At 37.3% G+C, this 25414-nt stretch carries 33 protein-coding genes and 2 pseudogenes; 25 read left to right on the top strand and 10 right to left on the bottom strand.

Features of this window, described 5'->3' with window-relative positions; all coding sequences use genetic code 11:
- The first annotated feature begins 177 nt into the window (after nucleotides 1-177).
- The 4 genes from CEQ21_RS23810 to CEQ21_RS23795 all read left to right on the top strand — a co-directional run bounded on the left by CEQ21_RS23810 (nucleotide 178) and on the right by CEQ21_RS23795 (nucleotide 3559).
- Nucleotides 178-1017, top strand: coding sequence for an alpha/beta fold hydrolase (locus CEQ21_RS23810; RefSeq protein WP_185766681.1), 840 nt, complete (start codon nucleotides 178-180; stop codon nucleotides 1015-1017).
- Between the two features lie 1056 nt (nucleotides 1018-2073).
- Nucleotides 2074-2322 carry a hypothetical protein gene (locus CEQ21_RS23805; protein ID WP_185766680.1) on the top strand — a complete coding sequence of 83 codons (249 nt, stop codon included), beginning with the start codon at nucleotides 2074-2076 and terminating at the stop codon, nucleotides 2320-2322.
- 85 nt (nucleotides 2323-2407) lie between these two features.
- Nucleotides 2408-2788, top strand: coding sequence for a hypothetical protein (locus tag CEQ21_RS23800; RefSeq protein ID WP_185766679.1), 381 nt, complete (start codon nucleotides 2408-2410; stop codon nucleotides 2786-2788).
- Between the two features lie 105 nt (nucleotides 2789-2893).
- Nucleotides 2894-3559, top strand: coding sequence for a hypothetical protein (locus CEQ21_RS23795; RefSeq protein ID WP_185766678.1), 666 nt, complete (start codon nucleotides 2894-2896; stop codon nucleotides 3557-3559).
- A 56-nt stretch (nucleotides 3560-3615) separates the two neighbouring features.
- Here the strand turns inward: CEQ21_RS23795 and CEQ21_RS23790 are convergent, their stop codons facing one another.
- On the bottom strand, nucleotides 3616-3723 hold the full coding sequence (locus tag CEQ21_RS23790) for a YjcZ family sporulation protein (RefSeq protein WP_185766677.1): 108 nt from the start codon (nucleotides 3721-3723) through the stop codon (nucleotides 3616-3618).
- 179 nt (nucleotides 3724-3902) lie between these two features.
- On the opposite strand from CEQ21_RS23790, the gene CEQ21_RS23785 reads away from it, so the two are divergent.
- Nucleotides 3903-4334 carry a DUF2383 domain-containing protein gene (locus CEQ21_RS23785; protein ID WP_235907322.1) on the top strand — a complete coding sequence of 144 codons (432 nt, stop codon included), beginning with the start codon at nucleotides 3903-3905 and terminating at the stop codon, nucleotides 4332-4334.
- 38 nt (nucleotides 4335-4372) lie between these two features.
- Here the strand turns inward: CEQ21_RS23785 and CEQ21_RS23780 are convergent, their stop codons facing one another.
- Nucleotides 4373-4846: a hypothetical protein gene (locus CEQ21_RS23780; protein ID WP_185766675.1), complete on the bottom strand. Its 474-nt coding sequence runs from the start codon at nucleotides 4844-4846 to the stop codon at nucleotides 4373-4375.
- A gap of 204 nt (nucleotides 4847-5050) precedes the next feature.
- On the opposite strand from CEQ21_RS23780, the gene CEQ21_RS23775 reads away from it, so the two are divergent.
- Together CEQ21_RS23775 and CEQ21_RS23770 are read left to right on the top strand one after the other, a co-directional pair.
- The gene (locus CEQ21_RS23775) at nucleotides 5051-5632 is read left to right on the top strand and encodes an LOG family protein (RefSeq protein WP_185766674.1); all 582 of its coding nucleotides are present in this window, start codon (nucleotides 5051-5053) and stop codon (nucleotides 5630-5632) included.
- 14 nt (nucleotides 5633-5646) lie between these two features.
- Nucleotides 5647-6171: a YfiT family bacillithiol transferase gene (locus tag CEQ21_RS23770; protein ID WP_185766673.1), complete on the top strand. Its 525-nt coding sequence runs from the start codon at nucleotides 5647-5649 to the stop codon at nucleotides 6169-6171.
- 293 nt (nucleotides 6172-6464) lie between these two features.
- Here the strand turns inward: CEQ21_RS23770 and queF are convergent.
- Together queF and CEQ21_RS23760 are read right to left on the bottom strand one after the other, a co-directional pair.
- Nucleotides 6465-6794: pseudogene (queF, locus tag CEQ21_RS23765) on the bottom strand (preQ(1) synthase); the annotation flags it as partial.
- Between the two features lie 263 nt (nucleotides 6795-7057).
- Nucleotides 7058-7234, bottom strand: coding sequence for a tunnelling fold family protein (locus CEQ21_RS23760; protein WP_375545205.1), 177 nt, complete (start codon nucleotides 7232-7234; stop codon nucleotides 7058-7060).
- 353 nt (nucleotides 7235-7587) lie between these two features.
- On the opposite strand from CEQ21_RS23760, the gene CEQ21_RS23755 reads away from it, so the two are divergent.
- From CEQ21_RS23755 to CEQ21_RS23745, 3 genes are read left to right on the top strand one after another with little or no spacing between them, the layout of a single operon-like run.
- Complete coding sequence (locus tag CEQ21_RS23755; protein ID WP_185766672.1) at nucleotides 7588-9918, top strand: xanthine dehydrogenase family protein molybdopterin-binding subunit; 2331 nt, start codon at nucleotides 7588-7590, stop codon at nucleotides 9916-9918.
- Nucleotides 9908-10732 (top strand): FAD binding domain-containing protein, encoded by an 825-nt coding sequence (locus tag CEQ21_RS23750; RefSeq protein ID WP_185766671.1) that lies wholly within the window; start codon nucleotides 9908-9910, stop codon nucleotides 10730-10732. The genes CEQ21_RS23755 and CEQ21_RS23750 overlap by 11 nt, the downstream gene beginning before the upstream one ends.
- Before the next feature lies 1 nt (nucleotide 10733).
- Complete coding sequence (locus CEQ21_RS23745; RefSeq protein WP_185766670.1) at nucleotides 10734-11204, top strand: (2Fe-2S)-binding protein; 471 nt, start codon at nucleotides 10734-10736, stop codon at nucleotides 11202-11204.
- A gap of 29 nt (nucleotides 11205-11233) precedes the next feature.
- On the opposite strand, the gene lepB is transcribed toward CEQ21_RS23745, so the two are convergent.
- On the bottom strand, nucleotides 11234-11776 hold the full coding sequence (gene lepB / locus CEQ21_RS23740) for a signal peptidase I (RefSeq protein WP_185766669.1): 543 nt from the start codon (nucleotides 11774-11776) through the stop codon (nucleotides 11234-11236).
- Nucleotides 11777-11878: 102 nt separating this feature from the next.
- Between lepB and CEQ21_RS23735 the strand changes: the two genes are divergently transcribed.
- A complete protein-coding gene (locus CEQ21_RS23735; RefSeq protein WP_235907321.1) occupies nucleotides 11879-12505 on the top strand; it encodes an NUDIX hydrolase in 627 nt (208 codons plus the stop codon).
- A gap of 30 nt (nucleotides 12506-12535) precedes the next feature.
- Here the strand turns inward: CEQ21_RS23735 and CEQ21_RS23730 are convergent, their stop codons facing one another.
- The 3 genes from CEQ21_RS23730 to CEQ21_RS23720 all read right to left on the bottom strand — a co-directional run bounded on the left by CEQ21_RS23730 (nucleotide 12536) and on the right by CEQ21_RS23720 (nucleotide 14134).
- Nucleotides 12536-13174, bottom strand: coding sequence for a histidine phosphatase family protein (locus tag CEQ21_RS23730; RefSeq protein WP_185766667.1), 639 nt, complete (start codon nucleotides 13172-13174; stop codon nucleotides 12536-12538).
- Nucleotides 13175-13333: 159 nt separating this feature from the next.
- Complete coding sequence (locus tag CEQ21_RS23725) at nucleotides 13334-13498, bottom strand: DUF4021 domain-containing protein (RefSeq protein WP_235907320.1); 165 nt, start codon at nucleotides 13496-13498, stop codon at nucleotides 13334-13336.
- 54 nt (nucleotides 13499-13552) lie between these two features.
- Nucleotides 13553-14134, bottom strand: coding sequence for a CBO0543 family protein (locus CEQ21_RS23720; RefSeq protein ID WP_185766666.1), 582 nt, complete (start codon nucleotides 14132-14134; stop codon nucleotides 13553-13555).
- 223 nt (nucleotides 14135-14357) lie between these two features.
- Between CEQ21_RS23720 and CEQ21_RS27320 the strand changes: the two genes are divergently transcribed.
- The 4 genes and pseudogenes from CEQ21_RS27320 (at nucleotide 14358) to CEQ21_RS23705 (ending at nucleotide 16263) form a co-directional block, all read left to right on the top strand.
- A complete protein-coding gene (locus CEQ21_RS27320; protein WP_259347222.1) occupies nucleotides 14358-14489 on the top strand; it encodes a hypothetical protein in 132 nt (43 codons plus the stop codon).
- 119 nt (nucleotides 14490-14608) lie between these two features.
- A pseudogene (locus tag CEQ21_RS27435) lies at nucleotides 14609-14886 on the top strand (hypothetical protein).
- A 139-nt stretch (nucleotides 14887-15025) separates the two neighbouring features.
- Complete coding sequence (locus tag CEQ21_RS23710; protein WP_185766664.1) at nucleotides 15026-15502, top strand: YbaK/EbsC family protein; 477 nt, start codon at nucleotides 15026-15028, stop codon at nucleotides 15500-15502.
- On the top strand, nucleotides 15499-16263 hold the full coding sequence (locus CEQ21_RS23705) for a nucleotidyltransferase domain-containing protein (RefSeq protein WP_185766663.1): 765 nt from the start codon (nucleotides 15499-15501) through the stop codon (nucleotides 16261-16263). The genes CEQ21_RS23710 and CEQ21_RS23705 overlap by 4 nt, the downstream gene beginning before the upstream one ends.
- A 460-nt stretch (nucleotides 16264-16723) precedes the next feature.
- Here the strand turns inward: CEQ21_RS23705 and lexA are convergent, their stop codons facing one another.
- The gene (gene lexA / locus CEQ21_RS23700; RefSeq protein ID WP_127741360.1) at nucleotides 16724-17344 is read right to left on the bottom strand and encodes a transcriptional repressor LexA; all 621 of its coding nucleotides are present in this window, start codon (nucleotides 17342-17344) and stop codon (nucleotides 16724-16726) included.
- Nucleotides 17345-17500: 156 nt separating this feature from the next.
- Here lexA and yneA point away from each other — a divergent pair, with 156 nt between their 5' ends.
- The 7 genes from yneA to CEQ21_RS23665 all read left to right on the top strand — a co-directional run bounded on the left by yneA (nucleotide 17501) and on the right by CEQ21_RS23665 (nucleotide 22932).
- On the top strand, nucleotides 17501-17815 hold the full coding sequence (gene yneA, locus CEQ21_RS23695; protein ID WP_185766662.1) for a cell division suppressor protein YneA: 315 nt from the start codon (nucleotides 17501-17503) through the stop codon (nucleotides 17813-17815).
- A gap of 80 nt (nucleotides 17816-17895) precedes the next feature.
- Entirely contained in the window at nucleotides 17896-18561 is a 666-nt protein-coding gene (locus CEQ21_RS23690) for a YneB family resolvase-like protein (RefSeq protein ID WP_185766661.1), read from the top strand.
- A gap of 113 nt (nucleotides 18562-18674) precedes the next feature.
- Nucleotides 18675-18908 (top strand): DUF896 domain-containing protein, encoded by a 234-nt coding sequence (locus CEQ21_RS23685; RefSeq protein ID WP_185766660.1) that lies wholly within the window; start codon nucleotides 18675-18677, stop codon nucleotides 18906-18908.
- A gap of 420 nt (nucleotides 18909-19328) precedes the next feature.
- Nucleotides 19329-21338 carry a transketolase gene (gene tkt, locus CEQ21_RS23680; RefSeq protein ID WP_185766659.1) on the top strand — a complete coding sequence of 670 codons (2010 nt, stop codon included), beginning with the start codon at nucleotides 19329-19331 and terminating at the stop codon, nucleotides 21336-21338.
- A gap of 177 nt (nucleotides 21339-21515) precedes the next feature.
- A complete protein-coding gene (gene sirA / locus CEQ21_RS23675; RefSeq protein ID WP_185766658.1) occupies nucleotides 21516-21959 on the top strand; it encodes a sporulation inhibitor of replication protein SirA in 444 nt (147 codons plus the stop codon).
- A gap of 87 nt (nucleotides 21960-22046) precedes the next feature.
- Nucleotides 22047-22265: a YneF family protein gene (locus CEQ21_RS23670; RefSeq protein ID WP_127741347.1), complete on the top strand. Its 219-nt coding sequence runs from the start codon at nucleotides 22047-22049 to the stop codon at nucleotides 22263-22265.
- A 451-nt stretch (nucleotides 22266-22716) separates the two neighbouring features.
- Nucleotides 22717-22932, top strand: a complete 216-nt coding sequence (locus CEQ21_RS23665) for a hypothetical protein (RefSeq protein WP_185766657.1) — start codon at nucleotides 22717-22719, stop codon at nucleotides 22930-22932.
- Nucleotides 22933-23150: 218 nt separating this feature from the next.
- On the opposite strand, the gene CEQ21_RS23660 is transcribed toward CEQ21_RS23665, so the two are convergent.
- Nucleotides 23151-23327: an aspartyl-phosphate phosphatase Spo0E family protein gene (locus CEQ21_RS23660; RefSeq protein WP_235907319.1), complete on the bottom strand. Its 177-nt coding sequence runs from the start codon at nucleotides 23325-23327 to the stop codon at nucleotides 23151-23153.
- A 242-nt stretch (nucleotides 23328-23569) separates the two neighbouring features.
- Here CEQ21_RS23660 and CEQ21_RS23655 point away from each other — a divergent pair, with 242 nt between their 5' ends.
- The 3 genes from CEQ21_RS23655 to CEQ21_RS23645 all read left to right on the top strand — a co-directional run bounded on the left by CEQ21_RS23655 (nucleotide 23570) and on the right by CEQ21_RS23645 (nucleotide 25410).
- Nucleotides 23570-24277 carry a cytochrome c biogenesis CcdA family protein gene (locus CEQ21_RS23655; protein WP_185766656.1) on the top strand — a complete coding sequence of 236 codons (708 nt, stop codon included), beginning with the start codon at nucleotides 23570-23572 and terminating at the stop codon, nucleotides 24275-24277.
- A gap of 157 nt (nucleotides 24278-24434) precedes the next feature.
- Nucleotides 24435-24794 carry a response regulator gene (locus CEQ21_RS23650; protein ID WP_185766655.1) on the top strand — a complete coding sequence of 120 codons (360 nt, stop codon included), beginning with the start codon at nucleotides 24435-24437 and terminating at the stop codon, nucleotides 24792-24794.
- Nucleotides 24795-24939: 145 nt separating this feature from the next.
- Entirely contained in the window at nucleotides 24940-25410 is a 471-nt protein-coding gene (locus tag CEQ21_RS23645) for a CcdC family protein (protein ID WP_185766654.1), read from the top strand.
- Nucleotides 25411-25414: the final 4 nt, after the last annotated feature.

Here is a 25414-nt window from a genome sequence, read left to right as displayed (position 1 = left end):
TTACCAGGTGGGTAAAAGCAATGCTGATGATAGTAATAGAATGGTATGAATATAAATCAGACGATTACCGAGAAAAATTGTTGGGTATAGTACAGTAATGTTGGCTTTTGTAAAGAAAATTAGATGCTTTAACATAAGTTTGGTTTAAAAAACAATTTATAAATGGAGGTTGGAGAAATGCCAAAACTAACAGTTGATACAGTAAATAATGAACCAGTAAAAATATACTATGAGGACCATGGAAGCGGAAAACCAATTGTTCTTATTCATGGGTGGCCGTTAAGCTCTCGTTCTTGGGAAGCCCAAGTTCCTGCGTTAATTGATGCTGGATATCGCGTAATTACGTATGATCGCCGTGGTTTTGGTCAATCATCACAACCATATGACGGATATGACTATGATATATTAGCCAAAGATTTACACACTTTAATAGAGCATCTGGAGCTTAAAGAAGTAACCCTTGTAGGTTTTTCCATGGGTGGCGGAGAAGTGGTGCGTTACATTAGTATATATGGAGAGGAGCGCATCGAAAAAGCTGTTTTAGCTGCTGCTGTTCCCCCGTACATGTATAAATCAGCTGATCATCCAGAGGGTGCCCTTGATGACGCGACAATCGCAGAATTTGAAAATGGTGTTAAAGCAGATCGTATCGCATTCCTCGAAGAATTTACACACAATTTCTTTACAGCAGGTGATAACAAGGACCTTGTTAGTGAACCGCTCCGTTTATACAACCGTGATATTGCTGCATTTGCATCACCAAAAGGCACGCTTGATTGCATTGACGCATTTGCGCGAACAGACTTCCGCAATGACTTAGCCAGCATTACTGTGCCAACATTAGTTATTCACGGTGATGCAGATGGAGTCGTTCCATTAGAAGCAAGTGGTAAGCTTGCTCACAAAATGCTGGCAAACTCTGAGTTAGTCGTTGTTGAAGGAGCTCCACACGGATTTAACGCGACACATCCAGACAAATTTAACGAGGAATTAATTCAATTTCTTGCAAAATATTGAACAACCTGAAAAAAAGCAGATGAGTGCCATCTGTTTTTTTTCGTACATAAACTTCTTCATTTTCTATCAATTTTGGCTATCTCTTTAAGAAGATTATTTCATTCCTTCAAATATGAAATAATTAAACGACGATATTTACAGTTGAAAAAAATAGGCCAATTTAAGACCATGCTGAAATGTATCTAGCTACATGATTTTACCTCATCACTTATAAAAGGGCGAATAATACGTATATTTTTAAAGTAGGTAATTTTTGATTAGCTAGGTAGTTTTTAAGTAGTGTAAGTAAAGTAAATAACTTACACTTTACCCTGTAAAAATACCTAAAAGAAAGAAACGTAATTAAGTGCTGTCAATAATTGTCGAGCAATTGTTATTGTCCTTTTTTCTCATTTATCTAATAATAATATGGGAAGGAGGTTGGGGGAGTCTGTATCTGCGTGAAAAAGTCGAAATAATCAAAGATATTCAAAAACTCATAAACATAAAAAATAAGATTAATAAAAAAATCTTGAGATGTACGCTAATAGGCTTAGAAGAGGATTTTAATTATTTTCGTGATAGAAATGAAGAGCTTGATAATCAAATAATGAGGCTTATAAACAAAATTAAAAGTTAGAACACAAAATACATATAATTAATGGGGAAATGAGGCATTGCAAAGGATGCCTCTTTTATTTTGTCCAAAATATACTGTAAGCCTTTGATGTTTAAAAATGGGAGTAATCTGACTAGTCAATAATGCTGTTTTTCTTTGCCGCATCTCACACATTTGTCTGAGTAATAGCTATACTTGTGATTCCTTTTAAAAAAACAAATGATGCTTTTAAGCTTCATATAAATCCCCCGCCTTAAAATAGTTTAATTTCATTCTATGCGGTGAATATAAACAACTTGTTAAAAAATCTTGAAAAATAAGTAAAAGAATCTAACAAGTAATGAGGCAATCTTTTGCTTAGTCTTTTTTTATCTCTCAGCAAGTCCCCCCCTTTACTGCATATATTCTCTTAAGTGAGACAAGGTAAAGAGTAAGCTGCATTAGAGGGGTTGATGGAGATGGTTAAGGCAGAAAAATGTGAGGGTCTTGCTTGTAAAGTACGCGGTGCTGACAAGCTTTTTCCGTTTAGTGCATGGGATAGTCCAGACAAGGTGAACTGGTTTTGCAGTGACCATCTCAGTGCTGCAAAGGCGTTTAGTGAAAAGGAAAAACAAGCGTTTTTGCATTATTACGCAGACCCTGAAAAGCGTAAGTGGCTACCACATACATCCCTTATGCTATACGAAAAATACAGTGAAAAGTTCTAAGGCTCCAATTGTTCCGCAAAAAATGCCCAAACCTGTTTAGTCCAATCCTTAGCGGGTATTTAAGGAACAAAAAGGAGTCTTAAGGATGAATTTGAAAAGCAATCGTTCCTATTACGCAGTAGCAGGCATTTCTACGGCATTAGTCATAATAGCTGTACTCACTTTATCCTCTAACTCTACTCCTAAAACAACAGCAGAGTCAGTTTATAAAGAACCTGAAATAATCACAGAAGCTAACAGGAAGGTTATTGAAGATAATGATGAAGCAAAACAGACAATTTCGGCAACTATTATAAGTAAAACACCTGATGGTAAGCATTTTTCAGCAGTCAACAACTATGATGAAAAAGATATTGTCGTTTTAGATAAGAAAGAGGAAACAACTTTGAAAAATGGGGATAAAGTATATATCACATTTGCTGGTGATAAGGTAGATAGTGTAGAGGTGGTAAAACGTGCACCTTAATGGAAACAAAATCAGCTCTAAGGGGCTGATTTTTTTATTTGCTTTGGTAATTAAATCTGTGTTTGACTTGATATAATGTTAAGTAGTAGTTATAAGGAGATTGACATGATTAATAAACATATTATCATTGCTAGAGGAGGAGAACAGCGCAGCAAGCTGGAGTCCTTTTTTCAGGTACGCGGCGCTAAGACAGTATCTTTTCCACTCTTAAAAGTGACAGAACTCAAATTAACTGATGATAATTTGGAGAAAATTCTTAAAGGGAAACGGCTGATTTTTTTAAATCCGACAAGCATTGACATTTTCTTTCGGCAATTGGCTGTGAGGCAACATTCATTCAAACTGCCATTTCAAATGGAATATGTATCAGAAAAATCCGGAAAAGTTTTAAAGCAAATGGGGATACCTTGTAAGCTTGCACGATATGAACAAGGTACTGCCATCTTACTTGGACATGATCAGCAGAAAGTAAACCATTATTCAGAGGATGATCAGCTTCTTATTACACACAAATTAGCACCGGAGAAGCAATATCTCGAGGAAATGCGCATTAAATTTAAGAAAGACTCTTGGAATACGGTCATCTTTCCCAATAAACTTGCGGTTGATTTCTTTATTAAGTATTGGCATGACATGAAGTTGGGAGATTTTAGTATGCTTTCGTTTGCAGCAGTTGGTAAATTGGTGAAAGCTTATGCTATGGAACAAGGTTTTAGTGAACTTGATGAAATCACCCAAACGCTATTACAATCAGATGAATGGAAATCCTAATGGTAAAAGGAAAACGCCCTAGTCTTTTAAGACCAGGGCGTTTTCCTTTTTGAGTATTAGCCTAAGAAAGATGCACCTACGATGATTAATAGAATAAATAGAACAACGATTAGTGCAAAGCTGTTGGAGTACCCGCCACCGTTTTCTTCATAACCTCTTGACATGTCTCTCACCTCCGCTCATCAGGTATACAACATCATATGATGATTTACATGAGAGGGAATGGACAAGAATACAGAGAGCATGAAAAAAATAGAAAATGAGCATTCTAACTAGAGGCTATATTTTAGTGTAAACTGGTAAATTCTAAAATGTGAAAAAATAATAAATGGATGTGAAAACAGTGAATACAGATCAATCGATAAAAACATTAAATAAATTTCTGCAGGGACAATATATGGGGATACATTCGTATGAACATTTTATTCAAAATCTAGAGGATATGTCCTTAAAGAACTCTTTTACGGACATTTTAACAGATCATACGAATAATGCTCATCGTATTTCAGAGAGGATTTCTCAATTAGGCGGCGAACCGGTAGATAGTGAGGGGATAATTGGCAAGGCAGAATCGATTCTTGGCAATATATTTGATCCTGACAAAGGGGATGAAGTCATCATTAAACATGCAATAAAGGGAGAAAATTTATATGGTATTAAAATGTCTGAGCAGCTTGTCAGAGATAAGCTCGATGATGAAAGCATGAATCTAGTTCACCAAATATTAAATAATGACAGAGAACATGTTGACTTATTAAAGTCGTTAATACATTAATCATGACAAAAAGCAGCAAGTTGAATTTTTCTTGCTGCTTATTTATGGTCTTTTTCTTTTACAATAAAATTTTTATCAAAAAACATTTGGAAACCGTAGTTGAGCATAGAATATATAAAGGCAGTGTAAAACAAAAATATTGGCTTTACTTTTTTCAATTTATATAAACCGAGCTTGTCTAAAAAGTAATGCAGCGGGTAAGCAAAAATCAAATCAACCAGCAAATTAAATATCGTGTATACCCAAAAACGTCCGTACGCAAAATGGAAGGTCCATAAATTAGCGACAAAAAAAGGCCCGAAAATAAAGGTTAACGCATTATTAGTCGCCCCTCTTTTTCCTCCTTTGACCTTCCATAGTTTATAGGTTCTTCCTATCATATCTTCCACAAGAAGGACAGCAGTTGAGAAGATTGTTACTGGCAAGAACTTACGGAAGGATGATTTCGGCAATAAAAAGACAGTCGACCATGATAAAAGAATCAAGCCGCATCTTATGACAAATGTGAGCATGTAAAACGACTCCTTTTTCATTATAAAATAATGGGACTCATTTATAATCAAGTATCCATTCCTCCATAGGCTTTGTAAGGAGGACCGTCTTTATGTAAAAAATGAACGTTTTTTGTAAAATTAGCAATCTTGGTTCCTAAATGAAGCAGAACATTTTATAATAAAAGAAGGTATATATGGCATTTATTACAAGGGGGATTTATAGTGAAAAGAATAGCCGTTTTTTGTGGTTCAAGCACAGGCAGTTCTCCTATTTATATGGATGCAGCAAGAGAATTGGGGAAAGAACTTGCCAGAAGAAAGATTGGGTTAGTATATGGTGGTTCCAGTATAGGCTTGATGGGCAGCATTGCTAGTGCTGTCTTGGAGGAAGGAGGAACAGTAACGGGAGTGCTTCCGCAATTCCTCGAAAATAAAGAAATTGCTTATAAAGGTTTGACGGAATTGATTACGGTTCATTCGATGCACGAACGAAAGGCAAAAATGACGGAGTTAGCTGATGGATTCATCACATTGCCTGGCGGTGCAGGAACAATGGAAGAGTTTTTTGAAATTTTCACATGGGCTCAACTCGGCCTCCACCAAAAGCCGTGCGGTATATTGAATACGAATCATTATTATGATCCCTTAGTGAATCTTATTAATCATATGGCAGATGCTGAATTCCTTCAAGAAAAATACAGAAGTATTGCAATTGTGGAAGAGAATCCTGCAGTCATGCTTGACAGGTTTCATACATATCAACCACCGAGTATAAAGACATATATAACGGAGAAGCAAACATAGGGAGGAACAGGGAAATGACAGATTTAAGATACCCAATTGGACAGTTTGAATGGGAGGATGAGTTTACAGAGGATGTGCTTGCTTCATGGTTACATGATTTAGAACAATTGCCTGCCAAGCTGAGAGAAGCTGTGACTGGCTTGTCTGAAGAGCAGCTGGATACTCCTTACCGTGACGGGGGATGGACGATACGCCAGGTAGTCCATCATGTTGCCGATAGCCATATTAATGCCTACACAAGATTTAAGCTTGCTTTAACAGAAGAAAATCCAGTGATAAAGCCTTATGCTGAGGACAAATGGGCAAGCCTGCCTGATTCGCAAATAGCTGTGGAAGTTTCCCTGCAGCTCCTTGACTCCTTGCATGCCCGTCTTGTTTCATTACTGCGGTCATTGTCACAAGAACAATTAAATAAGACGTTTGTTCATCCAGAGTCAGGAGAGGTTGGACTGAAAAGAAATATTGGGATTTATGCTTGGCATGGTAAACACCACCTCGGTCATATAACAAGCGTTTGCGATCGTAAAGGATGGAAATAATAAAAGGCTTAGACGACGAGTAATGCTTTATTTCAACTAACTTTATCCTGGACCAGGAAATTATTATAAATAGAGACTGGTTGTAAGATTAGTCCGTTTTATGCGGCTTGTCCTCGCGCTTTCTGCGGGGATTAGTTTCTATTTCCTAGTAGTGAACAGTGGACTGGCTATCGCTCCAGTCCACTATTTCTATTATTGCATTAAACAAAAAAACACTGAACAATTAATCGTAATCGATTGAATCGTTCAGTGTTAAGCTAGTCTTAAATAGTTATCTCACAAACTCTTTACAATTATCTATTGTCCACTTTCTCTGGATATAGATCATGGTTCATAAGACGGTGTGCAGCCATTTCTTCAAACTTAGTTCCTGGCTTACCATAATTGCAATAAGGATCGATTGATAGGCCGCCTCTTGGTGTGAATTTACCCCATACTTCCACATATCTAGGATCTAATAATTTAATAAGATCATTCATGATGATATTCACACAGTCTTCGTGGAAATCACCGTGATTACGGAAGCTAAACAAGTATAGCTTTAAAGATTTACTTTCAACGATTTTTTTATCCGGAATATAGCTAATATACATTGTAGCAAAATCCGGTTGTCCAGTAATTGGCACTGCAAAATTTGCAGGTGGACTATATCATATACATATATTCTTTCGGTCGAATATAAGCATCCTCGCGCTTCCACCCAAATTTATGGATGTACTCTACTCCCTTCTGCAAACTAATACTTTTACCCGATTCTTAATCTGCATGGTTTCGATAGTCTCTGCACCTTCCTCTAACATATTAGAGGCTTGGCTCAGGATTAGAATATCCTTCCTTCCCTGAGTTCACGAGGTTTAAGCGACAGTGTCACCACTGAAGTGTGCCCCTATTGACACAAGCTAGTAAATTCTGGACAGTTGAATTTAACAAAATAATCTCTGTTCACATGCAGGTTATCAACAGACTCCAATATTTCTGGGTTGTACTCATATAGATAGGTAGTTCCTTGGTTCCCGAGCAATGTTAAATCCTCAAGACCTTCTTCGTGTTTTCTGCCTGACATTTCCATCTCTCCATTTCATTTGATCGTTACATCTGAGAATAGCAATCTATAGATATGGCTGTTTTTTACAAAATAAAAAGCCACATCCTAAGTTATGGACATGGCAGTTGTTCACCTGTATCCATAGTTTTTTATAGAGGGTATCTGCTATGAACCTCTTAGCTTTGTTAAAGCTATCATGTACAGCCATATATTATAGCAAAATTACATGAACGTCAATATTAACCACTGATAGCCTGTATGACTAAAAATTGGCGTTTGCATTAATTTTTTTAGGATATTGTTCATATACATAAAAGACTAGAAACAACGAATATCGAAGAATCCTGTTTTCTCGGAGGAGGTTTTTGTACTTGCATATAATTGGAAAAAGCGTGGTGCGGAAGGAGTCAAAAAGCAAGGTAACAGGCTATGCCCACTATACTGCTGATAGTACGACTGGAGAAGCGCTATTTGTAAGACTTGTTAAAAGCAAGTATGCACATGCAAATATTCTTAAAATTGATGAAACAAAAGCACTGCAGCAAAAAGGGGTGCGGGCAGTGATTTTGGGCAAAGGCTTGCCATATGTTGGGGAGGAGGTTCGAGATAGACCTCCTATAGCACACACAAAGGTCCGCTATATTGGCGAGATAGTCGCACTAATTGTTGCTGATTCATATGATGCTGCCCAAACAGCTGAGGAGCTGCTTGAAATAAAGTATGAGGTGCTGCCTGTCGTTAACTCACCAATACAGGCAATGCAAAAGGAAGCTCCTATCTTACATGAACGGATAAATGAATATGATAAAGATCCAGGCATTTATCCAGTAACAGGAACAAATATCATCAACAAAACCAAAATCCGTAAAGGCAATATGGAAAAAGGCTGGTCAGATTCTGCTGTGATTGTGGACGCAACATACTTTTTGCCAATAGCAGACCATAGTGCAATGGAAACAAGAAGTGCTACTTGTGAAATAATGAAAGACGGTGAGGTGCTGATAACAACAAGCTCACAGGCACCATATATGGTGAAAAAGATTCTGAGCAGAGACTTTCATATCCCCACAGGCAAGATAATTGTCAAAACCCCGTTTGTTGGGGGAGGCTATGGCGGCAAAGCCTCTGTACAGCTTGAAATATTTGCTTATCTTGCAAGCAGGGCAGTTGGCGGAAGGCTTGTGAAAATAGTCAATACAAGAGAAGATGATCTTCTTGTGTCACCAGTCCATATCGGTCTTCATGCGAAGGTTAAGCTTGGCTGTTCCTCTGACGGTAAATTAACGGCTGCTGAGCTAGAATATATTTTCGATGGAGGTGCATATGCAGATAAATCTCCGCATTTGACAACAGCAGGAGCAGTTGACTGTACAGGACCGTATAAATTAGAAAATGTATTCTGCGACAGCTTATGCGTGTACACCAATCATCCATATGCTGCCCCATTTCGCGGCTTCAGCCACGGTGAAGTTCATTTTGCTTTTGAACGATCAATGGAAATGATGGCAAAGAAACTGAATATGGACCCACTTCATTTTAGACAAATAAATGCAATCCATCCAGGTGACCAAACACCGACAAGAGTTGTTTTAAATAAAAGCAATGTTGGCAATGTGGAAGCATGTATAAACAAGCTGAGGCCGCTGTTTAACTGGGAAAATGGAATGGTTGAAAGAATTGATGAGCATGTGCTAAGAGTAAAAGGCGTTAGCTGCAGCTGGAAAAATTCAACGATTGGTCCAGACGCCGGTTCAGGCGTTGTGTTAACCTTCAATTCTGATGGCAGCATCAACCTTATGTCTGGTTTGGTCGAGGTTGGAACTGGTACAAAAACAGTGCTAGCACAAATACTAGCAGAAAAGATGAAGATGGATATTAATGATATTTATGTTCGCATGACAGTGGATACTCAAACAGAACCAGAGCACTGGAAGACAGTAGCGAGCAGGGGAACATTAATGGCGGGAAGGGCCGTTCTTGCTGCAGCAGATGATGCCATTAACCAAATAAAGTCGCTTGGTTCTACAGTAATGCGAGTCCCTGTTGAGGATCTTGAAGTTGGCTATAAGCGGGTGTATTTACGCGATGATCCTGCTGCCTTTGTGCCATTTAAGGATATTGTTTATGGTTATGTGTATCCAAATGGGAATGCGATCGGCGGACAGATTGTCGCAAGAGGCAAATATATACTGAGAGGATTAACTAACCTTGACCCGGAAACAGGTGAAGGCAATCCAGGCCCTGAATGGGCTGTTGGTGCACATGGGGTGGAGGTCGATTTCAATACGAAGGATTTTACGTACAGAATAAGAAAGGCTATAACTGTTATGGATATTGGCGAAATATTAAATTATAAGGCAGCTGTAGGACAAGTAAAGGGAGCAATGAGCATGGGGCTGTCATGGGCTGCAAGGGAGGGTTTTTACTTTGATGAAAACGGCAAAGTCCTCAATCATCAGCTGCGGACATACAGACCGATTCGATTTGGTGAGCATCCTGAATACATCGCCGACTTTGTGAAAACACCGCATTTAGAAGCTCCATATGGTGCAAGAGGTGCTGGCGAGCATGGGCTTATTGGAATACCTGCCGCCTTGGCTAATGCATTATCACTAGCAGCTGGGGTAGAGTTAACACGACTGCCGTTGATTCCGGAGGAAATTTGGAGAAGCAAAAAGGAGTTGGACAAAGATGATTTATGATTATTATAAACCAACTCGTTTGCTTGAGGCGACAGAGCTTTTTAGAAAGGTGCAGGTTGAAGGAGGAAAGCCTCTTTATTTTGGTGGAGGAACGGAAATCATAACCCTTTTTCGACTACAGGAAATCAGCTTGGACACGGCTATTGATATAAAGGCTATCGATGCAGTCAGAATTCATGATATCGTTGAAGGCTATTTTGCAATTGGTGCTGCAGTCACGCTAACAGAGATTCAGACGAAAAATCAGTTCCCTCTGTTAACAGAGGTGGCAAAAGAGGTGGCTGACAGGACAGCACGAAACAAGATAACGTTTGGAGGAAATATATGCGGAAACATCTTTTACAGGGAAGCTGTTCTTCCGCTCCTTCTGACAGACAGTCTTGTTGTCACTGCAGTTGGGCAGGACATCAATATGAATCATATAACCTCAAAGTTTAATGAAAAGATGCTTTTGGATGATGGAGAGATATTTGTCCAGGCATTCATTGAGGACAAATATTTGCATGCTCCATATATAGCCCGAAAGAAAAGACAGCAATGGGATACAGGGTATCCGCTTATAACAGCGGCAGCTTTAAAGATAGACAATCACATCCGGGTAGCCTTAAGCGGACTATGTGCCTTCCCATTCCGCTCCATACAAATGGAGGCTGCGCTTAATGAAACAGGGTTAAGGGAAGAGGAAAAGCTTAACAGGGCGATTGCTGCAGTTCCTGGTGAAATCCTTGATGACGTAGAAGGATCAAAGGAGTACCGCCTATTTGTATTAAGGAATCTGCTTGAGGAAATCTTAGTGAGCTTGGAGAGGGTGTAGCATGCATATTCCAGCAAAAAAAACGCTGATAAAGCTCTTCGTTAATGGGGAAGAAAAACAAGTGGCTGTTATCCCGAACAAAACCTTGCTGATAGTTTTACGAGAAGATTTGCATTTAACAGGGAGCAAGCCAGGCTGTTTAAACGGTGATTGTGGGGCATGTACGGTCCTTGTTGACAATGAGCCAATGAAATCATGTTTAATGCTTGCAGTCGAGACTATTGATAAAGAAGTTATTACCGTTGAGGGTTTGTTTGAAGCGCCAATCCAAAAAGCCTTTATCGAGCAGTTTGCCTTCCAATGCGGCTACTGCACACCAGGGTTTATTATAAATGCACATGCACTAACAAAGGTTCCGAACGCAGATAAAGAAATGATTCGGGAATGGCTGTCATCTAATATTTGCAGGTGCACGAGCTATGAAGAAATTGAGCATGCCGTCCTTGAAGCAATGGGAAAATTAAATATGTAAAAAGGGAAGGGCGAACCTCTTCCCTTTAGTTATGGAAGTCCAATTTCATTAAGTGGATAAATGCGAAAGACAACTTTGCCGATGACAGAGTTTTTGTTTACTAAACCAAAGATTCTGCTGTCTTTACTGTATAAACGATTATCACCTAAAACAAACAAACTGTGCTTTGGAACAGTTGTTTCACCTGTTCTCTCTTGTAGCGTAAAGTCGCCAGTGAGCTTAATGGTAGAAGCCTCTTTTTTGTTTTCTGTTAAATAAGGCTCTTCGAAGGCTTTGCCATTCACATACAATATGTCATCCTTAACAGAAATCGTATCACCTGGAACTCCAATCACTCTTTTTATGTAATTATTATCGCTGTCTGGTGCATGAAATACAATCATGTCAAAGCGTTTGATATCGCCAATTTTGCTGAGAATAATTTTGTTGCCATCCTCGAAAGTGGGAGACATGCTTTCACCATGAACAACACTTGGGGTAAAGAAGAAATTCCTGCAGACAAGAACAAGGATAAAGGCAAAAAGAATGCATTTCAGTACAGAATACATTTCTTGTTTCCAGCTATTTTTCATAGAAGACCTCCTGGTTATTTACTACTTATATTCTAGCTAGTAAATAAATGGAAATCAATGATATAATAGAGGCAAAAAGTGTGAAGATTGGAAGCGTATGTGATGGAAGAAGAACTGTTAAAAGTATTTGATGAACAATTTAATCCTATTGGAAAAGCAGCGAGAACAAAAATCCATGCAGAAGGCCTCTGGCATGAAACCGTTCATTTCTGGCTTATCACAAAAACGAGCGGCAATTATTATGTGTTTCTACAAAAACGAAGCAAAAGCAAAAAGGATTACCCGGCACTACTGGATATAACGGCAGCAGGCCATTTATTGGCAATGGAAACATCAGAAGATGGGATAAGAGAGCTGCAGGAGGAATTGGGGCTACCGGCGATCGAGGTGGACAAGCTATTTAAGCTTGGACTAGTGAAGAATATCATCCATACAAACCAGTTAATAGATAATGAATTTAGCCATGTTTATTTGTATATAGTGAATAAAGATATTTCTTTTCAGTTGCAGGAAACGGAAGTCTCTGACATTGTTGTATCTGAGTTTACTGCCTTTTATCAATTTTGTATGGCAGAAAGGAATGAATTGCTCATTTATCCTTGGCGAAACGGAATAGTAGTTAGCGAGGAAGAACGTAAAGTTGGCAAAAACAGCTTTGTTCCACATGAGGAAGCTTATTTTAAAAAAGTAGCAGAACTTCTCAACCAGCAATTAGAAAACCTCAAATAGGCCAGCAAATAAATGCTGGCCAATAAGTAGTTATTTTGTTGATGAAAGCAATTCCATGCCTCTGTCTCGGAAAGAGGGATCTGCAGCCTTTTCGACTGAGATTTCACCATTTTCATAGGAAATAATGGAAACACAGCAATTATCATGATGCGGAAATGTATCCATTTTTGCAAGTGACATAATCAAGTATCCGATAGTGACACCATGAGAGAAAATCAGTATGTTTCCGCCTTTCTCCTTATGTGTGGCGATTATTTCATCAACAGCTGATTTTGTTCTTGTTAATAAATCGGTAAAAGACTCTCCTTTTGGAACTTTGAAATCAATATCAGACATGGAAAAGATTTTTTCCAATATATTGCCGTGCTCGGAGATAATTTCTTCCTGTAACAATGATTCCAAGACACCAAAATTCATTTCCTTTAAACGAGCATCTGTTTTAATTGGCAGTGCTTTTTCGCCTAATGCGAATTTAGCAGTATCCTGCACCCGTTGACTTTCACTTGCATAAACAGCTTCAAAATCAATCGAAGCAAGCCCTGCGCCAACTGCTTTAGCTTGCTGAATCCCTCTATCAGTGAGGGGGGAATCACAAAATCCCTGCATTCTTTTTTCGATATTGTATTGAGTTTCTCCATGACGGACAAAGTATAGTTTTAATTTAGACATGTAATACATATGCTCCTATTCATATTAATTCTTAGAAAACCTTTTCCTTACTTACTATTCTTTATAACACAGTATAAACCCTTCTAAAAGCGAAAGAAAAGGGATAGAAAAAAACAAGAGTTCCTATTGTCAATGACAAGAACTCCTGTTTCTTTAGTATTATTTATTATTCTCCTTGTGGTGCAAGTCATCCTCTTCTTGCGTTTCTAGCATGCCCCATAATCCATTGATTTCTTGTTCATCCAAATCTACACCTAAAGCTGCCTGCTGAGCTGCCAGTTTCTTCGTTAATTCTTCTTTTTGAATTTGTTTATTGTTTTCCAAGAGTAATCACCTCCCATATAAGATGCCACGGAAAAAATGAATATATGCACTTAACTATGTGGTGTCCTTTAAGCTGTGCATTAGTCCAAGCTTTATTCCTTTAAATATCACTCTTAATACAATGCCTAGGAGGATGAAGCCAATAAAGGAGTAAGAGTGTTTCCAGTAGTCACCAAGCACAAACATATCCCATTCCACAAATAGCGGCTCGAAAATATAAGAAAACAATGCTGCCCAAAGGATTGTGCCAATAATAAAAGTCTGCCACTTATTTGTATACTGATATACGAGCATGGCGGTTATTGGAATCATTACCAAATCGGCAGGAATTAATGGAGGGATCCATGGAAGGAGCTTATCAGGATAGCTCCACAGCAACATTTCTGTGCCGATAATGTCCAAAACAATTGAAAAACAGCCGCAAAGTAGCCCGTATGTAAAAATTTCGTAAAACCGCTTTTTATTAACTAGTTTCCACCAAATAAAATAAGGGATTATGGTTGCACTGACAAGAATCCACCACTGTATTGAAAACAAATCATGATAAAGCCAATGATCGATAGTCAGTTCAACGAGAAGCTTTTTCGCTTCCATAATATCTGAAGATGTTGCCATACCTTGAATAAGGAATATCATGTTCACTCACCATTCGTGTAGTTTAGTAAGTCAGATGCTCATTATCGTCCTTAGTAAATGAAAAGCCTAAAATATAGCTTTATATGCGCTAAAACAGCCATTTTCTTTGAGATTTTATTATTATTGCTCTCTTTCCATAAATTATTAATAACTTGAAGAATTTAGATTAGTCGCATAGACAAAAATGCAATTGGAAAACATATGCAAAAAGAGGAGTGAGAAAATGAAAAAAGAAAAACGAAAGCAAATGATGACCTATTTACAAGGAGCTTTTTTTATTATGTTTATGGGATCAATTATCATTCTTAGCTATGTTATTGGCTTTAAAGACTTTAAGGAGGTTCTTGGATTGTAAAGATAGTGCAATAACTAAATAATCGCGCTTGCCTGTAATAGGATGAGTTACCTCCTAGTATAAGGAGATATAGGAGGTCAGTGTTTTGGCAGTAGATAAAGCAATCAGCAGATTTGAATATGTTGGCAAGACTGCTCTGTGCCAAAGCAGAAGGAGAATGAAAGCTGATGGTAGGCAAAGTAGGAATCAACAAAACAAGATGCAACTGCTCTGCTTTCAAAGGGATGCGCACCATTCGTTAAATAGAGAAAGAATTATTCAGTCATTTGTATTTTAGACAGCCTGAGGATTGTCCGTAAACCTGGTGTAATCTACTCATGTTGGCAGATTTAGGCTCCACTGCTTTTATGAGGAGCAAACAGCAAAAGAGTGTGAAAATATTTACATAACTTTATAATCAAAAACAAATAGGCAAAGGTCGGGGCTTAAAGTAAGCTGCGTCCTTTTTTATTATATAGGTTTGTTGTTTGTATAAAAGGGGGAGAGGATGGTATATTTGAATTTATTGATAAATGAAAATATTTTGGAGGCTTAATATGTCATTAGAAAATGTCGTTACACACTTTGCCAAATGGGAAAAGGAAAAAGACATTATGGAATTTGCAACATCAAGTGCGACGGTCCTTGAGGCAGCGGAAACTTTACAGGTAGAGCCGGCAAGAATCGCAAAAACTTTATCATTCCGCAAGGGGGAAGAGGGAGTTCTGATTGTCACGGCAGGAGACGCTAAAATAGATAATAAGAAATTTAAATCGATATTTGAGGAAAAGCCGCGCATGCTTTCAGCAGAGGAAGTATTTGAGAAAACCGGTCATATGGTTGGTGGCGTTTGCCCATTTGGATTGACGACAGAGATGAACGTTTATCTTGATGAATCATTAAAGCGGTTTGGCACTGTTTTCCCTGCATGCGGCAGCAGCAATTCAGCAATAGAGTTATCTTGTGACGAATTGTACGAATTTGGTAATGGTAAAGCATGGGTAGATGTCTGCAAAGGATGGCAAGACATATGAATGATGTGATCATTTCTAAGCTAGTGGAGATTGAAAGAAGTCATGCTGTTACAATTCTATATGCAATAGAAGCCGGCAGCCGTTCACAAGGTGTGTCTAATTCTAATAGTGATTATGATGTGCGATTTATATATATGCATGAAAAGGATTGGTATTTGTCACTCGATCAGAAGAAGGACACAATAGAAGTGCAGGAAGACAGGCTTGATATTAGCGGGTGGGATCTTGCAAAAACTTTAAGACTTTTACGGAAATCAAATATATCTCTTTCAGAGTGGCTGCAGTCAAAGATCGTTTATCAGGAAGTACCAGGATTTGCACAAGAGTTATTGCAATTATTTAAAGCATCTTTTAATGCGAAAAGTGCGTTTTATCATCATCTGCAACTTGCGAAAAAAAATTATCTAGCTTACAAACACAAACAAAAAAATCCTAAAATTTATTATTATTCCTTAAAATCCATTCTTGCCTGCAACTGGATTCACCAGAGGAAACAAATGCCACCAAATGATATGATGCAGCTGTTAGAGGATGTTGAAATTTCTGCAGAACTACTCACCGAAGTAAACCTTCTTTTAAAGGAGAAAATAAGCGGGAAGAAACAAGAGCATGAGTTAAATACTCTCAGGGGATTTATGGATGCTGAGCTAGAGCAGCTTCAAAGTATTGGTCAGGATATGTCTATCAGTATAACTAATGAGAGAGAAATCACGCTTGCATTAGATAACTTCTTTAGAAAAATGCTTAATCGTTATGAATGACAGCAGTAATACAATGAAATAGGCGACAGTCCATTTACATTTTTGGAGTAAAGGACTGTCGCCTATAATGCTTGTTTATTTCCCTGTAGACGGAGGTACACCATTTTTTTTTAGATTGGCAAACCTAATATCTTTAGAAAGGGTTTTATTTATTTTTATTTGTACGTGGGAAATGGTCGAGAGGATCTGTTAGCCTGCTACAAATATGCAGGAAGGACAGAAAGCAACAGAAGGATATCGGACAGTATCATCTTTTTAATCTTAGGGTTTTCACAGTATAAATATTCGCTGTTCAGATGCTGCAGCTCGTTAATGAACATCCTGTACTCTAAATCATGCATTGCATCACCTTTTATTATTTTGTTAGTTTAAATTTACCCTGAATTTAACAAGCTAAACGCTATTATTAGCAAGACTTAAGCAGAAAAAAAACTGTCGATTGAAGAATCGACAGTTTTTATTATTGTATATGACGGTAAACACCAATAACTTTTCCAAGTATGCTTACATGGCGCAGGATAATTGGCTCCATTGTGGAGTTTTCAGGCTGTAAGCGAATAGAATCTCTTTCTTTGAAGAACCGCTTGACTGTCGCTTCATCATCTTCTGTCATCGCAACAACGATATCCCCATTGTTTGCGGAATTTTGTTGTCTAACGATAACATAGTCACCATCAAGGATTCCTGCTTCAATCATACTTTCTCCCATTATTTCAAGCATAAATACTTGTTCATCACTTGGAGCAAGCCTTTCAGGAAGCGGAAAATACTCTTCCACATTTTCAATGGCAGTAATCGGCAAACCTGCAGTAACCTTACCGACAACTGGAACATTAATAATGTTGTATTTTGGTATACTGTTTTCTTCCAAATCTAGTATTTCAATCGCCCGTGGTTTTGTTGGGTCTCTTCTAATAAGTCCTTTGCTTTCAAGCCTTGCCAAGTGTCCATGAACAGTGGAGCTGGACGCAAGACCGACAGCTTCCGCTATTTCTCTTACGGAGGGCGGATAGCCTTTGAGGCGGACTTCTTCTTTTATGTATTCCAATATATCTAGTTGTCTTTTAGATAGCTTTTGCATTGTATGCACCTCGACTATATTTTCTTAAAGCTAGTATAACATGGAATAATTAGTGATACAAACATAAGTTCTGATTTTTTTGTTGACACGAAACATCTGTTCGTATTAAAATGCGAATATAAGCGAACGTATATTCTAAATAAAGGGTGGTTCACAATGGTCGAAAAAATTTGGAGAAAACATTCATATTCTATCATTCTAATAATATTGAGCTTCATGACATGCTTTGTGATTGCTTTAAAATCAAGTCATGAGGATACACAAAAATACATTAAAGTCACTGTTAGCCAAGGAGATTCTTTATGGGGAATTTCCAATCAATACGAAAATTTATACAGCATGCCAAAAGAAGAATTCATGAGTTGGATTGAAAAGCACAATGATATTTCGCGCGATCAAATTCAATCTGGACAGGAGCTTGTCATACCTGTTCTGCTTGAAAAGCAGAACACAATGCTTGCGGCAGACTAACAGCGGTCAACGATTTTTTATGTTAATATTTATGACAGAGACAAGACTCTTGTCAGATAATAGTATATGGTGGTTATGAAATGGAAGTTGTAATTTATTGCAGAGTATCAACAGATAAAGAGGAGCAGGCAACCTCACTTGTAAGACAAGAAGAAGAACTCCTGCAATTGGCAAAGGACAAAGGTTTTCGGGTATGTCATATTATTAAAGAGCAAGCGAGCGGTTTTGACTTGGAGAGAGATGGACTTTTAGAGCTTCTTGAAGTCATAAAAGAAAAGCATATTTCAGCAGTATTAATACAGGATGAAACAAGACTTGGCAGAGGGAATGCAAAAATAGCAATACTTCATTGCATTCTTAGAGAAAATGTAAAGCTTTATAGCATATCCCATTCTGGAGAGCTATTCTTGTCAGATGCGGACTCAATGGTATTGCAAATCGTTAGTCTAGTTGAAGAATATCAAAGGAAAATACATAATATTAAGATAAAAAGAGGGATGAACAGAGCGATTGAAAAAGGCTACAATCCTGCTGAAAACTTAAAGAATCAAGGGATGCACTCTGGTAGAAGTAGATTGGAGGTTCCTGTTAAAGAAGTAGTGAAGCTAAAGCAAAACGGCTTAACTTTTTCTGAGATAGCATCAACACTTCGTGGGTTAGGTTATGAATTTTCTAAAGCAACTGTCCATCGCAGATATAAGGAATACATGGAGGAAAATGAAGTTGCTTCCATGGAAGACGAATAAAATGTAATGCATTAGCGTTTATGTTATAATAGCTTTTTCAAGATAAGATAGATTCTTTCCCATATAAATACGGTAGTATTTCGAAACAAAATGGGTGGAAAAGGAGAATAGCAATGATAACAAATGAACAGCTTAATCGTATAAATGAATTAGCAAAGAAGAAAAAAGAACACGGTTTAACAGAAGCCGAAGCAAAAGAACAAACAAAATTACGTGCAGAATACTTAAAATCCTTCCGTTCTTCCATGCTTAACACACTTGAAAATGTTAAGATATATGATCCTAATGGAGACGATGTTACTCCTCAAAAAATCAAAGACATCCAAGAAAAGAAAAAGCTTCATTAAAAAATCATGGCAAATGACTTGCCATGATTTTTTTATTCAGAAGTGTGCTGTAACGAAATTTGCCATGCAAACATGTGAATGTTTTACATATAGGATTTATATACTACTTTGATTTTGCTGCTAGAATAAACGCTGAAAGTAATAGGAAATCACATTTGCAAAATTAGCTGATGAAGATTACTTGAAATCAAATTATTTACTATCATTATAAATTTATAAGCATTTTTAGCGAATTTGGATAAGCTATAATAGGAAAATTGAAAAGAATAGTGCATTAATTAATGATAGCGGTATTTTTTTTTGTTCAAAATGGGTTTATACTATAAAAGTCAGACATCTTATAATCTAATGAGTTGTGTTATAAAGCTGAGACATTTATTATAAGTATGTACGATTTATAAATGAGAGGATGTTTAGTGAATGACAGAAACAATTGATAACTTATCTATTAGTTCAATTCGCACATTAGCGATTGATAGTATCGAAAAAGCTAATTCCGGCCATCCAGGAATGCCAATGGGTGCAGCTCCAATGGCATATAAATTATGGACTTCTTTCATGAACCATAATCCAAATAATCCAACTTGGTTTAACCGCGATCGTTTTGTTCTTTCTGCAGGACACGGTTCTGCATTGCTATACAGCTTGCTGCATTTATCAGGTTATGATTTATCAATCGAAGACTTGAAGCAATTCCGCCAATGGGGAAGTAAAACACCTGGCCATCCTGAGTACAAGCATACAGCTGGTGTTGATGCGACAACTGGACCACTTGGTCAAGGTATCGCTATGGCTGTTGGTATGGCATTGGCTGAAAGACATTTGGCAGCTACTTATAACAGAGATTCTTATCAAGTAGTAGATCACTTTACATACAGCATTTGCGGTGATGGCGACTTAATGGAAGGTGTTTCTGCAGAAGCAGCTTCACTAGCAGCACACTTGAAACTTGGCAGATTAGTTGTTCTTTATGATTCTAACGATATCTCATTAGACGGAGATTTGGACAAGTCCTTCTCTGAAAGTGTTGAACAACGCTTTAAGTCATATGGTTGGCAATACGTACGTGTAGAAGATGGAAATGATCTGCAAGCATTAACTTCAGCTTTAGAGGAAGCTAAATCAGATGAAAACCATCCAACACTTATTGAAGTTAAAACAGTTATCGGATATGGTTCACCAAACAAATCCGGTAAATCTGCTTCACATGGTGCTCCACTTGGTGCAGATGAAATCAAACTTACGAAAGAAGCATACAAATGGACTTTCGACGAAGATTTCTATGTTCCTGAGGAAGTTTATGCGCATTTCAAAGCAACAATTGCTGATAACGGCGCGAAGAAAGAACAAGAATGGACAGATCTTCTTGCACAGTATGAAAACGAATATCCTGAACTTGCTAAGCAATTCAAGCTTGCAATTTCAGACGAACTGCCGGAAGGCTGGGATAAGGATATTCCTGTTTATGAAGAAGGAAAAAGCCTTGCAAGCCGTGCATCTTCAGGTGAAGTGCTAAACGGTATCGCTAAAAACCTTCCTTCATTCATTGGCGGTTCTGCTGACTTGGCAGGAAGCAACAACACAATGATTAAAGGTGAAAAAGACTTCACTCCTGAAAATTATGAAGGCAGAAACATCTGGTTCGGTGTAAGGGAATTCGCAATGGGAGCTGCAATGAACGGTATCGCGCTACATGGCGGTTTGAGAATTTTTGGAGGAACGTTCTTCGTATTCTCTGATTACCTGAAACCAGCAATCAGACTTGCAGCAATTATGGGATTGCCTGTAACTTATGTATTTACACATGACAGCATCGCAGTTGGTGAGGATGGTCCTACACATGAGCCTGTTGAACAGCTTGCTGGATTGCGTGCAATGCCAAATCTTTCTGTAATTCGTCCAGCAGACGGAAACGAGACAGCTGCAGCTTGGAAGCTTTCTTTAGAATCTGCTGACAAACCAACAGCATTAGTTTTGACTCGTCAAAACTTGCCAACTATTAAAGGAACTGACACGAACGCATACGAAGGCGTTTCTAAAGGTGCATACGTAATTTCACCTGCAGGCAAAGAAACTCCTGATGCACTTCTTTTAGCAGCTGGATCAGAGGTTGGCTTAGCGGTTGAAGCTCAAAAAGCATTAGAAACTGAAGGAATCTCTGTATCAGTTGTCAGCATGCCATCATGGGATCGCTTCGAACAACAATCAGCTGAATACAAAAACAGCGTTATTCCAAAGTCAGTGAAAAAACGTCTTGCACTTGAGATGGGTAGCTCACTTGGCTGGCATCGTTATGCTGGAGACGAGGGTGAAGTATTAGGAATTGATACATTCGGCGCTTCTGCACCAGGAAACAAAATCTTGGAAGAGTATGGCTTCACAGTAAGCAACGTAGTTGCACGCTTAAAAGCTGTATTGGATAACAACTAATTTGTGCAATAAAAGAGAAGAGCCGATGGCTCTTCTCTTTTTGATTGCTTAACAATATTCCAATAAATAATAATTCGACAAAACTAGTCTGTTTTTTTAACAGCTTGAGACACAACTTGTACATTTGCTTCCTTATAATAGAAGAAAAGAATGCAAATAGGCGGGTGTGCGAAGAGTATGAGAAAATATTATTTGTATTTAATAAAAGAGGATATTGCTGCAGATTATCATGGGAAAGAAAGGATGTTTTACAAATTATTTTCTGAGCATACTAAAACAGACGATTCCTTGCTTAAAGTGGAGACAGAAAAACAAATAGACTTTATCACACTTCCTATATCAGTTTGGAAAATTCAAAAGCTGCTTTTTAACGATTTGCAGAAAAATAAAAGCTTTAAGCAGCAGGACAACCATTCTTATTACATAGAAAATGGAAACTTAAGCAGTGCCCAATTGAGCTTAACGTCAAAATACATAATAATTGAGGCAGAAGGGTACTATGATGCTGAGTCAATTTTCTTCGAAATTTTAAGAAAAAACGAACCGTCCTTTTTGGCGATAGACATCGAAAACGCACGATTTGGATGGCTAAAGCCAATAAAAGAAAGAAATTTGATATGAACATGAGAAATTAGCGGACAAATATTGTATAATATTCTTTGGTCTAGTACACTAAGTAATAGACAACATGAAGGAGGAAAAGAAATTATGCTATGGCTTTATATTCTAATTGGTGTTTTGGCATTGATTGCTGGACTAGCTATTGGGTTCTTCATCGCACGTAGATACATGATGACTTACTTGAAGAACAACCCACCAATTAACGAGCAAATGCTTAAAATGATGATGATGCAAATGGGAATGAAACCATCCCAAAAGAAAATCAATCAAATGATGGCTGCTATGAACAAACAACAAGGCAAATAAAAGCGCTTAAAACCCAATAATATATTAGGGTTTTAACCGCTTGAGTTTGATTTGTGTTTGAGATACGTCATTTTCATTAAGATAGATTGTAACTTACTTCAAAGAAAGCTTTGATTTGGTTTAACTATCATTGAAACAATTTAAAAACCACCTCTTCTAATGGGCTAAACCAATGGAGGATGTGGTTTTTTTGCTTTTGAAAGCTATGGTAGGAGAGTTTTATCCATTTGCTTTAGTTTATTTGTCGGCTCTGTATTACTCCAGTTATTACTTTCGATAGCCTTTTCAGTAGTTCTAGTTCTTCTTTTAAACGCGTTAATTTAAAGATGGTCAGAAAACGAAATCCACCGAATATTATATCCGTAAATTTATAAATGTTTTGTTCGTTATTAAGAAGGAATTGTTTGTTATATTGCCGAATAGTTATAGTATAGGAGGTGTATTCAACGATATGAAAGAATATATTGTTTATTTTACTTATGGGGATAATGAAAGAAGAAGCTTAATAATTAGACATAATCATTTAAGTAATGCCACTGGTTTTATCCTTAAAAATCAATGGATTCAAGACTCGGTTTCGGGTGAGTACTTTAATTTTGATAAAGTTTTAAGTTTTTCTGTTGAAGAAGCACCGAATGAAAGAGAGCGAATCACAACTGATTGGTGATTAAAAACAGTAGTTATTATAAAAATGAAAACGTTTTAATAATGGTAAGAGGCATCTATAAGGATGCCTCTTTTTATTTAAGCTAATGCTTCTCTAAACGCTTATTACGCTAAAAATAGTAAAGGATTTTGTCGTATGATGCGATTGCCGGGGGAATAATTTCATTAAAATTATTTCCTTATTTAATAATAAATCCCCTCTCTATTTAGAAAGGGGATTTATTGATTGGCGGTTTCCTTTTGTTTAGGGGAATCCTCCATCAGTTTATTTATTAGTACGTCAAGTTCTTGACTGCACTTAATTACAATCGGAGAAGCAAAACCATGCAATTTTGCGACTTCTAATAGGGTTTCTCTTTTTTGTTCTATTAAATAAATCAACTGTTGATTTGACATGGTATGTGTCCTTTCTAGCTTTCTGATTCGTCGCACTTAAAGGTTGATTGTTTATATGCCGGCGGATCTAGGCATCAAAAGTAGTATCTATTTTTTAACGGTTTATTAAAAAATATTGATTACTATGCATGTCTATATCTTAAGTATAACGACTTTTGGAATTAAATGCAAAAAAAGCAAAGATATCATAATACAGAATGCTTGTCATATAGTATATGGATGGAGTTAGGAGGAGGAATTAAATGAGTGATATAAATTTGTTCATATCATTAGGAGCGGGCTTTTTAAGCTTTCTTTCGCCATGCTGTCTGCCGCTATATCCGGCATTTCTCTCCTATATAACCGGAATGTCTGTTGACAGCATGAAAAATAATGCTGTTTTGCGCCATAAAAATAGCCTATTGCATACATTCTTTTTCCTATTGGGATTTTCTGCGATTTTTTTCGCCTTGGCATTCAGTACATCGTTAATTGGCACGCTTTTTGAGGAGCATATGGAATTTTTAAGGAAAGCAGGCTCTATTATCATTATCGTGTTTGGTCTTATGATAGTAGAGATTATTCGTCCGAAATTTTTAATGAAGGAACGGAGAGTCTCCTTTAGGGAACGACCTGCAGGTTTTTTCGGTTCTTTTTTAATTGGGATTAGTTTTGCTGCTGGCTGGACACCATGCTCTGGACCAATAATAGGAGCAGTTTTATATTTAGCAAGCACAAATCCAGCATCTAGTATTCTCTATATGTCGGCATATATTTTAGGGTTCGCCATCCCATTTTTGCTGCTATCCTTTTTTATTGGCAGTACTCCACTCATTAGACGATATAGCAGGTCATTTATGAGAATTGGAGGAGTTTTTATGATAATAATGGGAATTATTTTGTATTTTAATGGGCTAAATGTCATAATTCGAGTGCTTTCGCCAATCTTTGGCGGCTTCAGAGGCTTTTAAATTTTTTACTTTCCTGTATAATAATAGGTAAGGAATTGCATCAATAATTTATACAAAATAGTGATTGAAAAGATCACGAAGATTCGTTATATTGTTTAAGGTGCATTTAAATAGATGAAAAAGTATTTTGTCCGTTTTTTGTTGAGGAGGAACAGCTATGGCAAGAATATTAATTGTAGACGATGCAAAATTTATGAGATTAACACTCTTTAACATACTAACCAAAGCAAACCATGAAGTGGTTGGAGAGGGAGCGAACGGGCTAGAGGCTATTCGTCTTTATCAAGAATTAGACCCGGATCTTGTCACAATGGACATTACTATGCCAGAAATGAGCGGACTCGAAGCAGTTAAGGAAATTAAAAAAGAATTCCCAAATGCTAAAGTCGTCATGTGTTCAGCGATGGGACAGCAAAAAATGGTAGTCGAAGCAATTGAAGCAGGAGCTAAGGATTTTATTGTAAAACCATTTGATGAAAACAGGGTATTGGAAGCTATTAATAGAGTATTGAGCTAATGTAATGTTTAAGAGTTTTGGGTATGATATAAATCATATCCGTTTTTTATTTCTTTTAAAAACAGATAAACTTTGTTACTATAGAATAGGATAAAATGATCATCAGAAGTTTCAAGACTTCTTTCGATAAAAGGAGAGATGAGCAATGGCATCAGTCATTATTTCATCAATTATAGCTGTATTTATGGGGACGTTTTTGATGGTTGTCCGGATGAAGTCAGCCAAAAAACCAGTATCAGCAAAAAAAATCATTTTGCCGCCAGTCATGATGAGCACTGGGGCACTCATGTTTATTTTCCCAGTATTTGCGGTTACGACAACGGAAATACTAGAATCCAGCATTATTGGTATGCTGTTCTCTATTTTGCTGATAAAAACATCAAGCTTTGAGATAAAAGAGAATGATATTTATTTAAAAAGATCAAAAGCGTTTGTTTTTATTTTATTTGGATTACTTGCTGTACGTATCGTTGCTAAAGTAATATTAAGTAGCTCTATTGATGTAGGTGCACTTAGCGGTATGTTCTGGATACTTGCCTTTTCTATGATTGTACCATGGAGAATAGCGATGCTGCTTAATTATAAAAAACTAGCTGCACAATTAAAAACAACCTGACCTT

Source organism: Niallia circulans (assembly GCF_007273535.1).
GTDB classification, from domain to species: Bacteria; Bacillota; Bacilli; order Bacillales; family Cytobacillaceae; genus Niallia; species Niallia circulans_B.
The sequence above is the reverse complement of the archived record's forward strand: the minus strand, read 5'-3'. Positions and strand labels throughout refer to the sequence as shown.

Excerpts from the sequence above, each read along its gene's own strand:
- CEQ21_RS23710 (WP_185766664.1), top strand. The coding sequence starts at position 15,026 with ATGTCATTAGAAAATGTCGTTACACACTTTGCCAAATGGGAAAAGGAA.
- CEQ21_RS23800 (WP_185766679.1), top strand. The coding sequence starts at position 2,408 with ATGAATTTGAAAAGCAATCGTTCCTATTACGCAGTAGCAGGCATTTCT.
- CEQ21_RS23735 (WP_235907321.1), top strand. The coding sequence starts at position 11,879 with ATGGAAGAAGAACTGTTAAAAGTATTTGATGAACAATTTAATCCTATT.
- tkt (WP_185766659.1), top strand. The coding sequence starts at position 19,329 with ATGACAGAAACAATTGATAACTTATCTATTAGTTCAATTCGCACATTA.
- CEQ21_RS23805 (WP_185766680.1), top strand. The coding sequence starts at position 2,074 with ATGGTTAAGGCAGAAAAATGTGAGGGTCTTGCTTGTAAAGTACGCGGT.
- CEQ21_RS27320 (WP_259347222.1), top strand. The coding sequence starts at position 14,358 with ATGAAAAAAGAAAAACGAAAGCAAATGATGACCTATTTACAAGGAGCT.
- CEQ21_RS23670 (WP_127741347.1), top strand. The coding sequence starts at position 22,047 with ATGCTATGGCTTTATATTCTAATTGGTGTTTTGGCATTGATTGCTGGA.
- CEQ21_RS23790 (WP_185766677.1), bottom strand. The coding sequence starts at position 3,723 with ATGTCAAGAGGTTATGAAGAAAACGGTGGCGGGTACTCCAACAGCTTT.
- CEQ21_RS23650 (WP_185766655.1), top strand. The coding sequence starts at position 24,435 with ATGGCAAGAATATTAATTGTAGACGATGCAAAATTTATGAGATTAACA.
- CEQ21_RS23760 (WP_375545205.1), bottom strand. The coding sequence starts at position 7,234 with ATGTCAGGCAGAAAACACGAAGAAGGTCTTGAGGATTTAACATTGCTC.
- yneA (WP_185766662.1), top strand. The coding sequence starts at position 17,501 with ATGGTCGAAAAAATTTGGAGAAAACATTCATATTCTATCATTCTAATA.
- lepB (WP_185766669.1), bottom strand. The coding sequence starts at position 11,776 with ATGAAAAATAGCTGGAAACAAGAAATGTATTCTGTACTGAAATGCATT.
- CEQ21_RS23655 (WP_185766656.1), top strand. The coding sequence starts at position 23,570 with ATGAGTGATATAAATTTGTTCATATCATTAGGAGCGGGCTTTTTAAGC.
- CEQ21_RS23705 (WP_185766663.1), top strand. The coding sequence starts at position 15,499 with ATGAATGATGTGATCATTTCTAAGCTAGTGGAGATTGAAAGAAGTCAT.
- CEQ21_RS23770 (WP_185766673.1), top strand. The coding sequence starts at position 5,647 with ATGACAGATTTAAGATACCCAATTGGACAGTTTGAATGGGAGGATGAG.
- CEQ21_RS23690 (WP_185766661.1), top strand. The coding sequence starts at position 17,896 with ATGGAAGTTGTAATTTATTGCAGAGTATCAACAGATAAAGAGGAGCAG.
- CEQ21_RS23645 (WP_185766654.1), top strand. The coding sequence starts at position 24,940 with ATGGCATCAGTCATTATTTCATCAATTATAGCTGTATTTATGGGGACG.
- CEQ21_RS23665 (WP_185766657.1), top strand. The coding sequence starts at position 22,717 with ATGAAAGAATATATTGTTTATTTTACTTATGGGGATAATGAAAGAAGA.
- CEQ21_RS23720 (WP_185766666.1), bottom strand. The coding sequence starts at position 14,134 with ATGATATTCCTTATTCAAGGTATGGCAACATCTTCAGATATTATGGAA.
- sirA (WP_185766658.1), top strand. The coding sequence starts at position 21,516 with ATGAGAAAATATTATTTGTATTTAATAAAAGAGGATATTGCTGCAGAT.
- CEQ21_RS23795 (WP_185766678.1), top strand. The coding sequence starts at position 2,894 with ATGATTAATAAACATATTATCATTGCTAGAGGAGGAGAACAGCGCAGC.
- lexA (WP_127741360.1), bottom strand. The coding sequence starts at position 17,344 with ATGCAAAAGCTATCTAAAAGACAACTAGATATATTGGAATACATAAAA.
- CEQ21_RS23780 (WP_185766675.1), bottom strand. The coding sequence starts at position 4,846 with ATGCTCACATTTGTCATAAGATGCGGCTTGATTCTTTTATCATGGTCG.
- CEQ21_RS23660 (WP_235907319.1), bottom strand. The coding sequence starts at position 23,327 with ATGTCAAATCAACAGTTGATTTATTTAATAGAACAAAAAAGAGAAACC.
- CEQ21_RS23745 (WP_185766670.1), top strand. The coding sequence starts at position 10,734 with ATGCATATTCCAGCAAAAAAAACGCTGATAAAGCTCTTCGTTAATGGG.
- CEQ21_RS23750 (WP_185766671.1), top strand. The coding sequence starts at position 9,908 with ATGATTTATGATTATTATAAACCAACTCGTTTGCTTGAGGCGACAGAG.
- CEQ21_RS23810 (WP_185766681.1), top strand. The coding sequence starts at position 178 with ATGCCAAAACTAACAGTTGATACAGTAAATAATGAACCAGTAAAAATA.
- CEQ21_RS23730 (WP_185766667.1), bottom strand. The coding sequence starts at position 13,174 with ATGTCTAAATTAAAACTATACTTTGTCCGTCATGGAGAAACTCAATAC.
- CEQ21_RS23685 (WP_185766660.1), top strand. The coding sequence starts at position 18,675 with ATGATAACAAATGAACAGCTTAATCGTATAAATGAATTAGCAAAGAAG.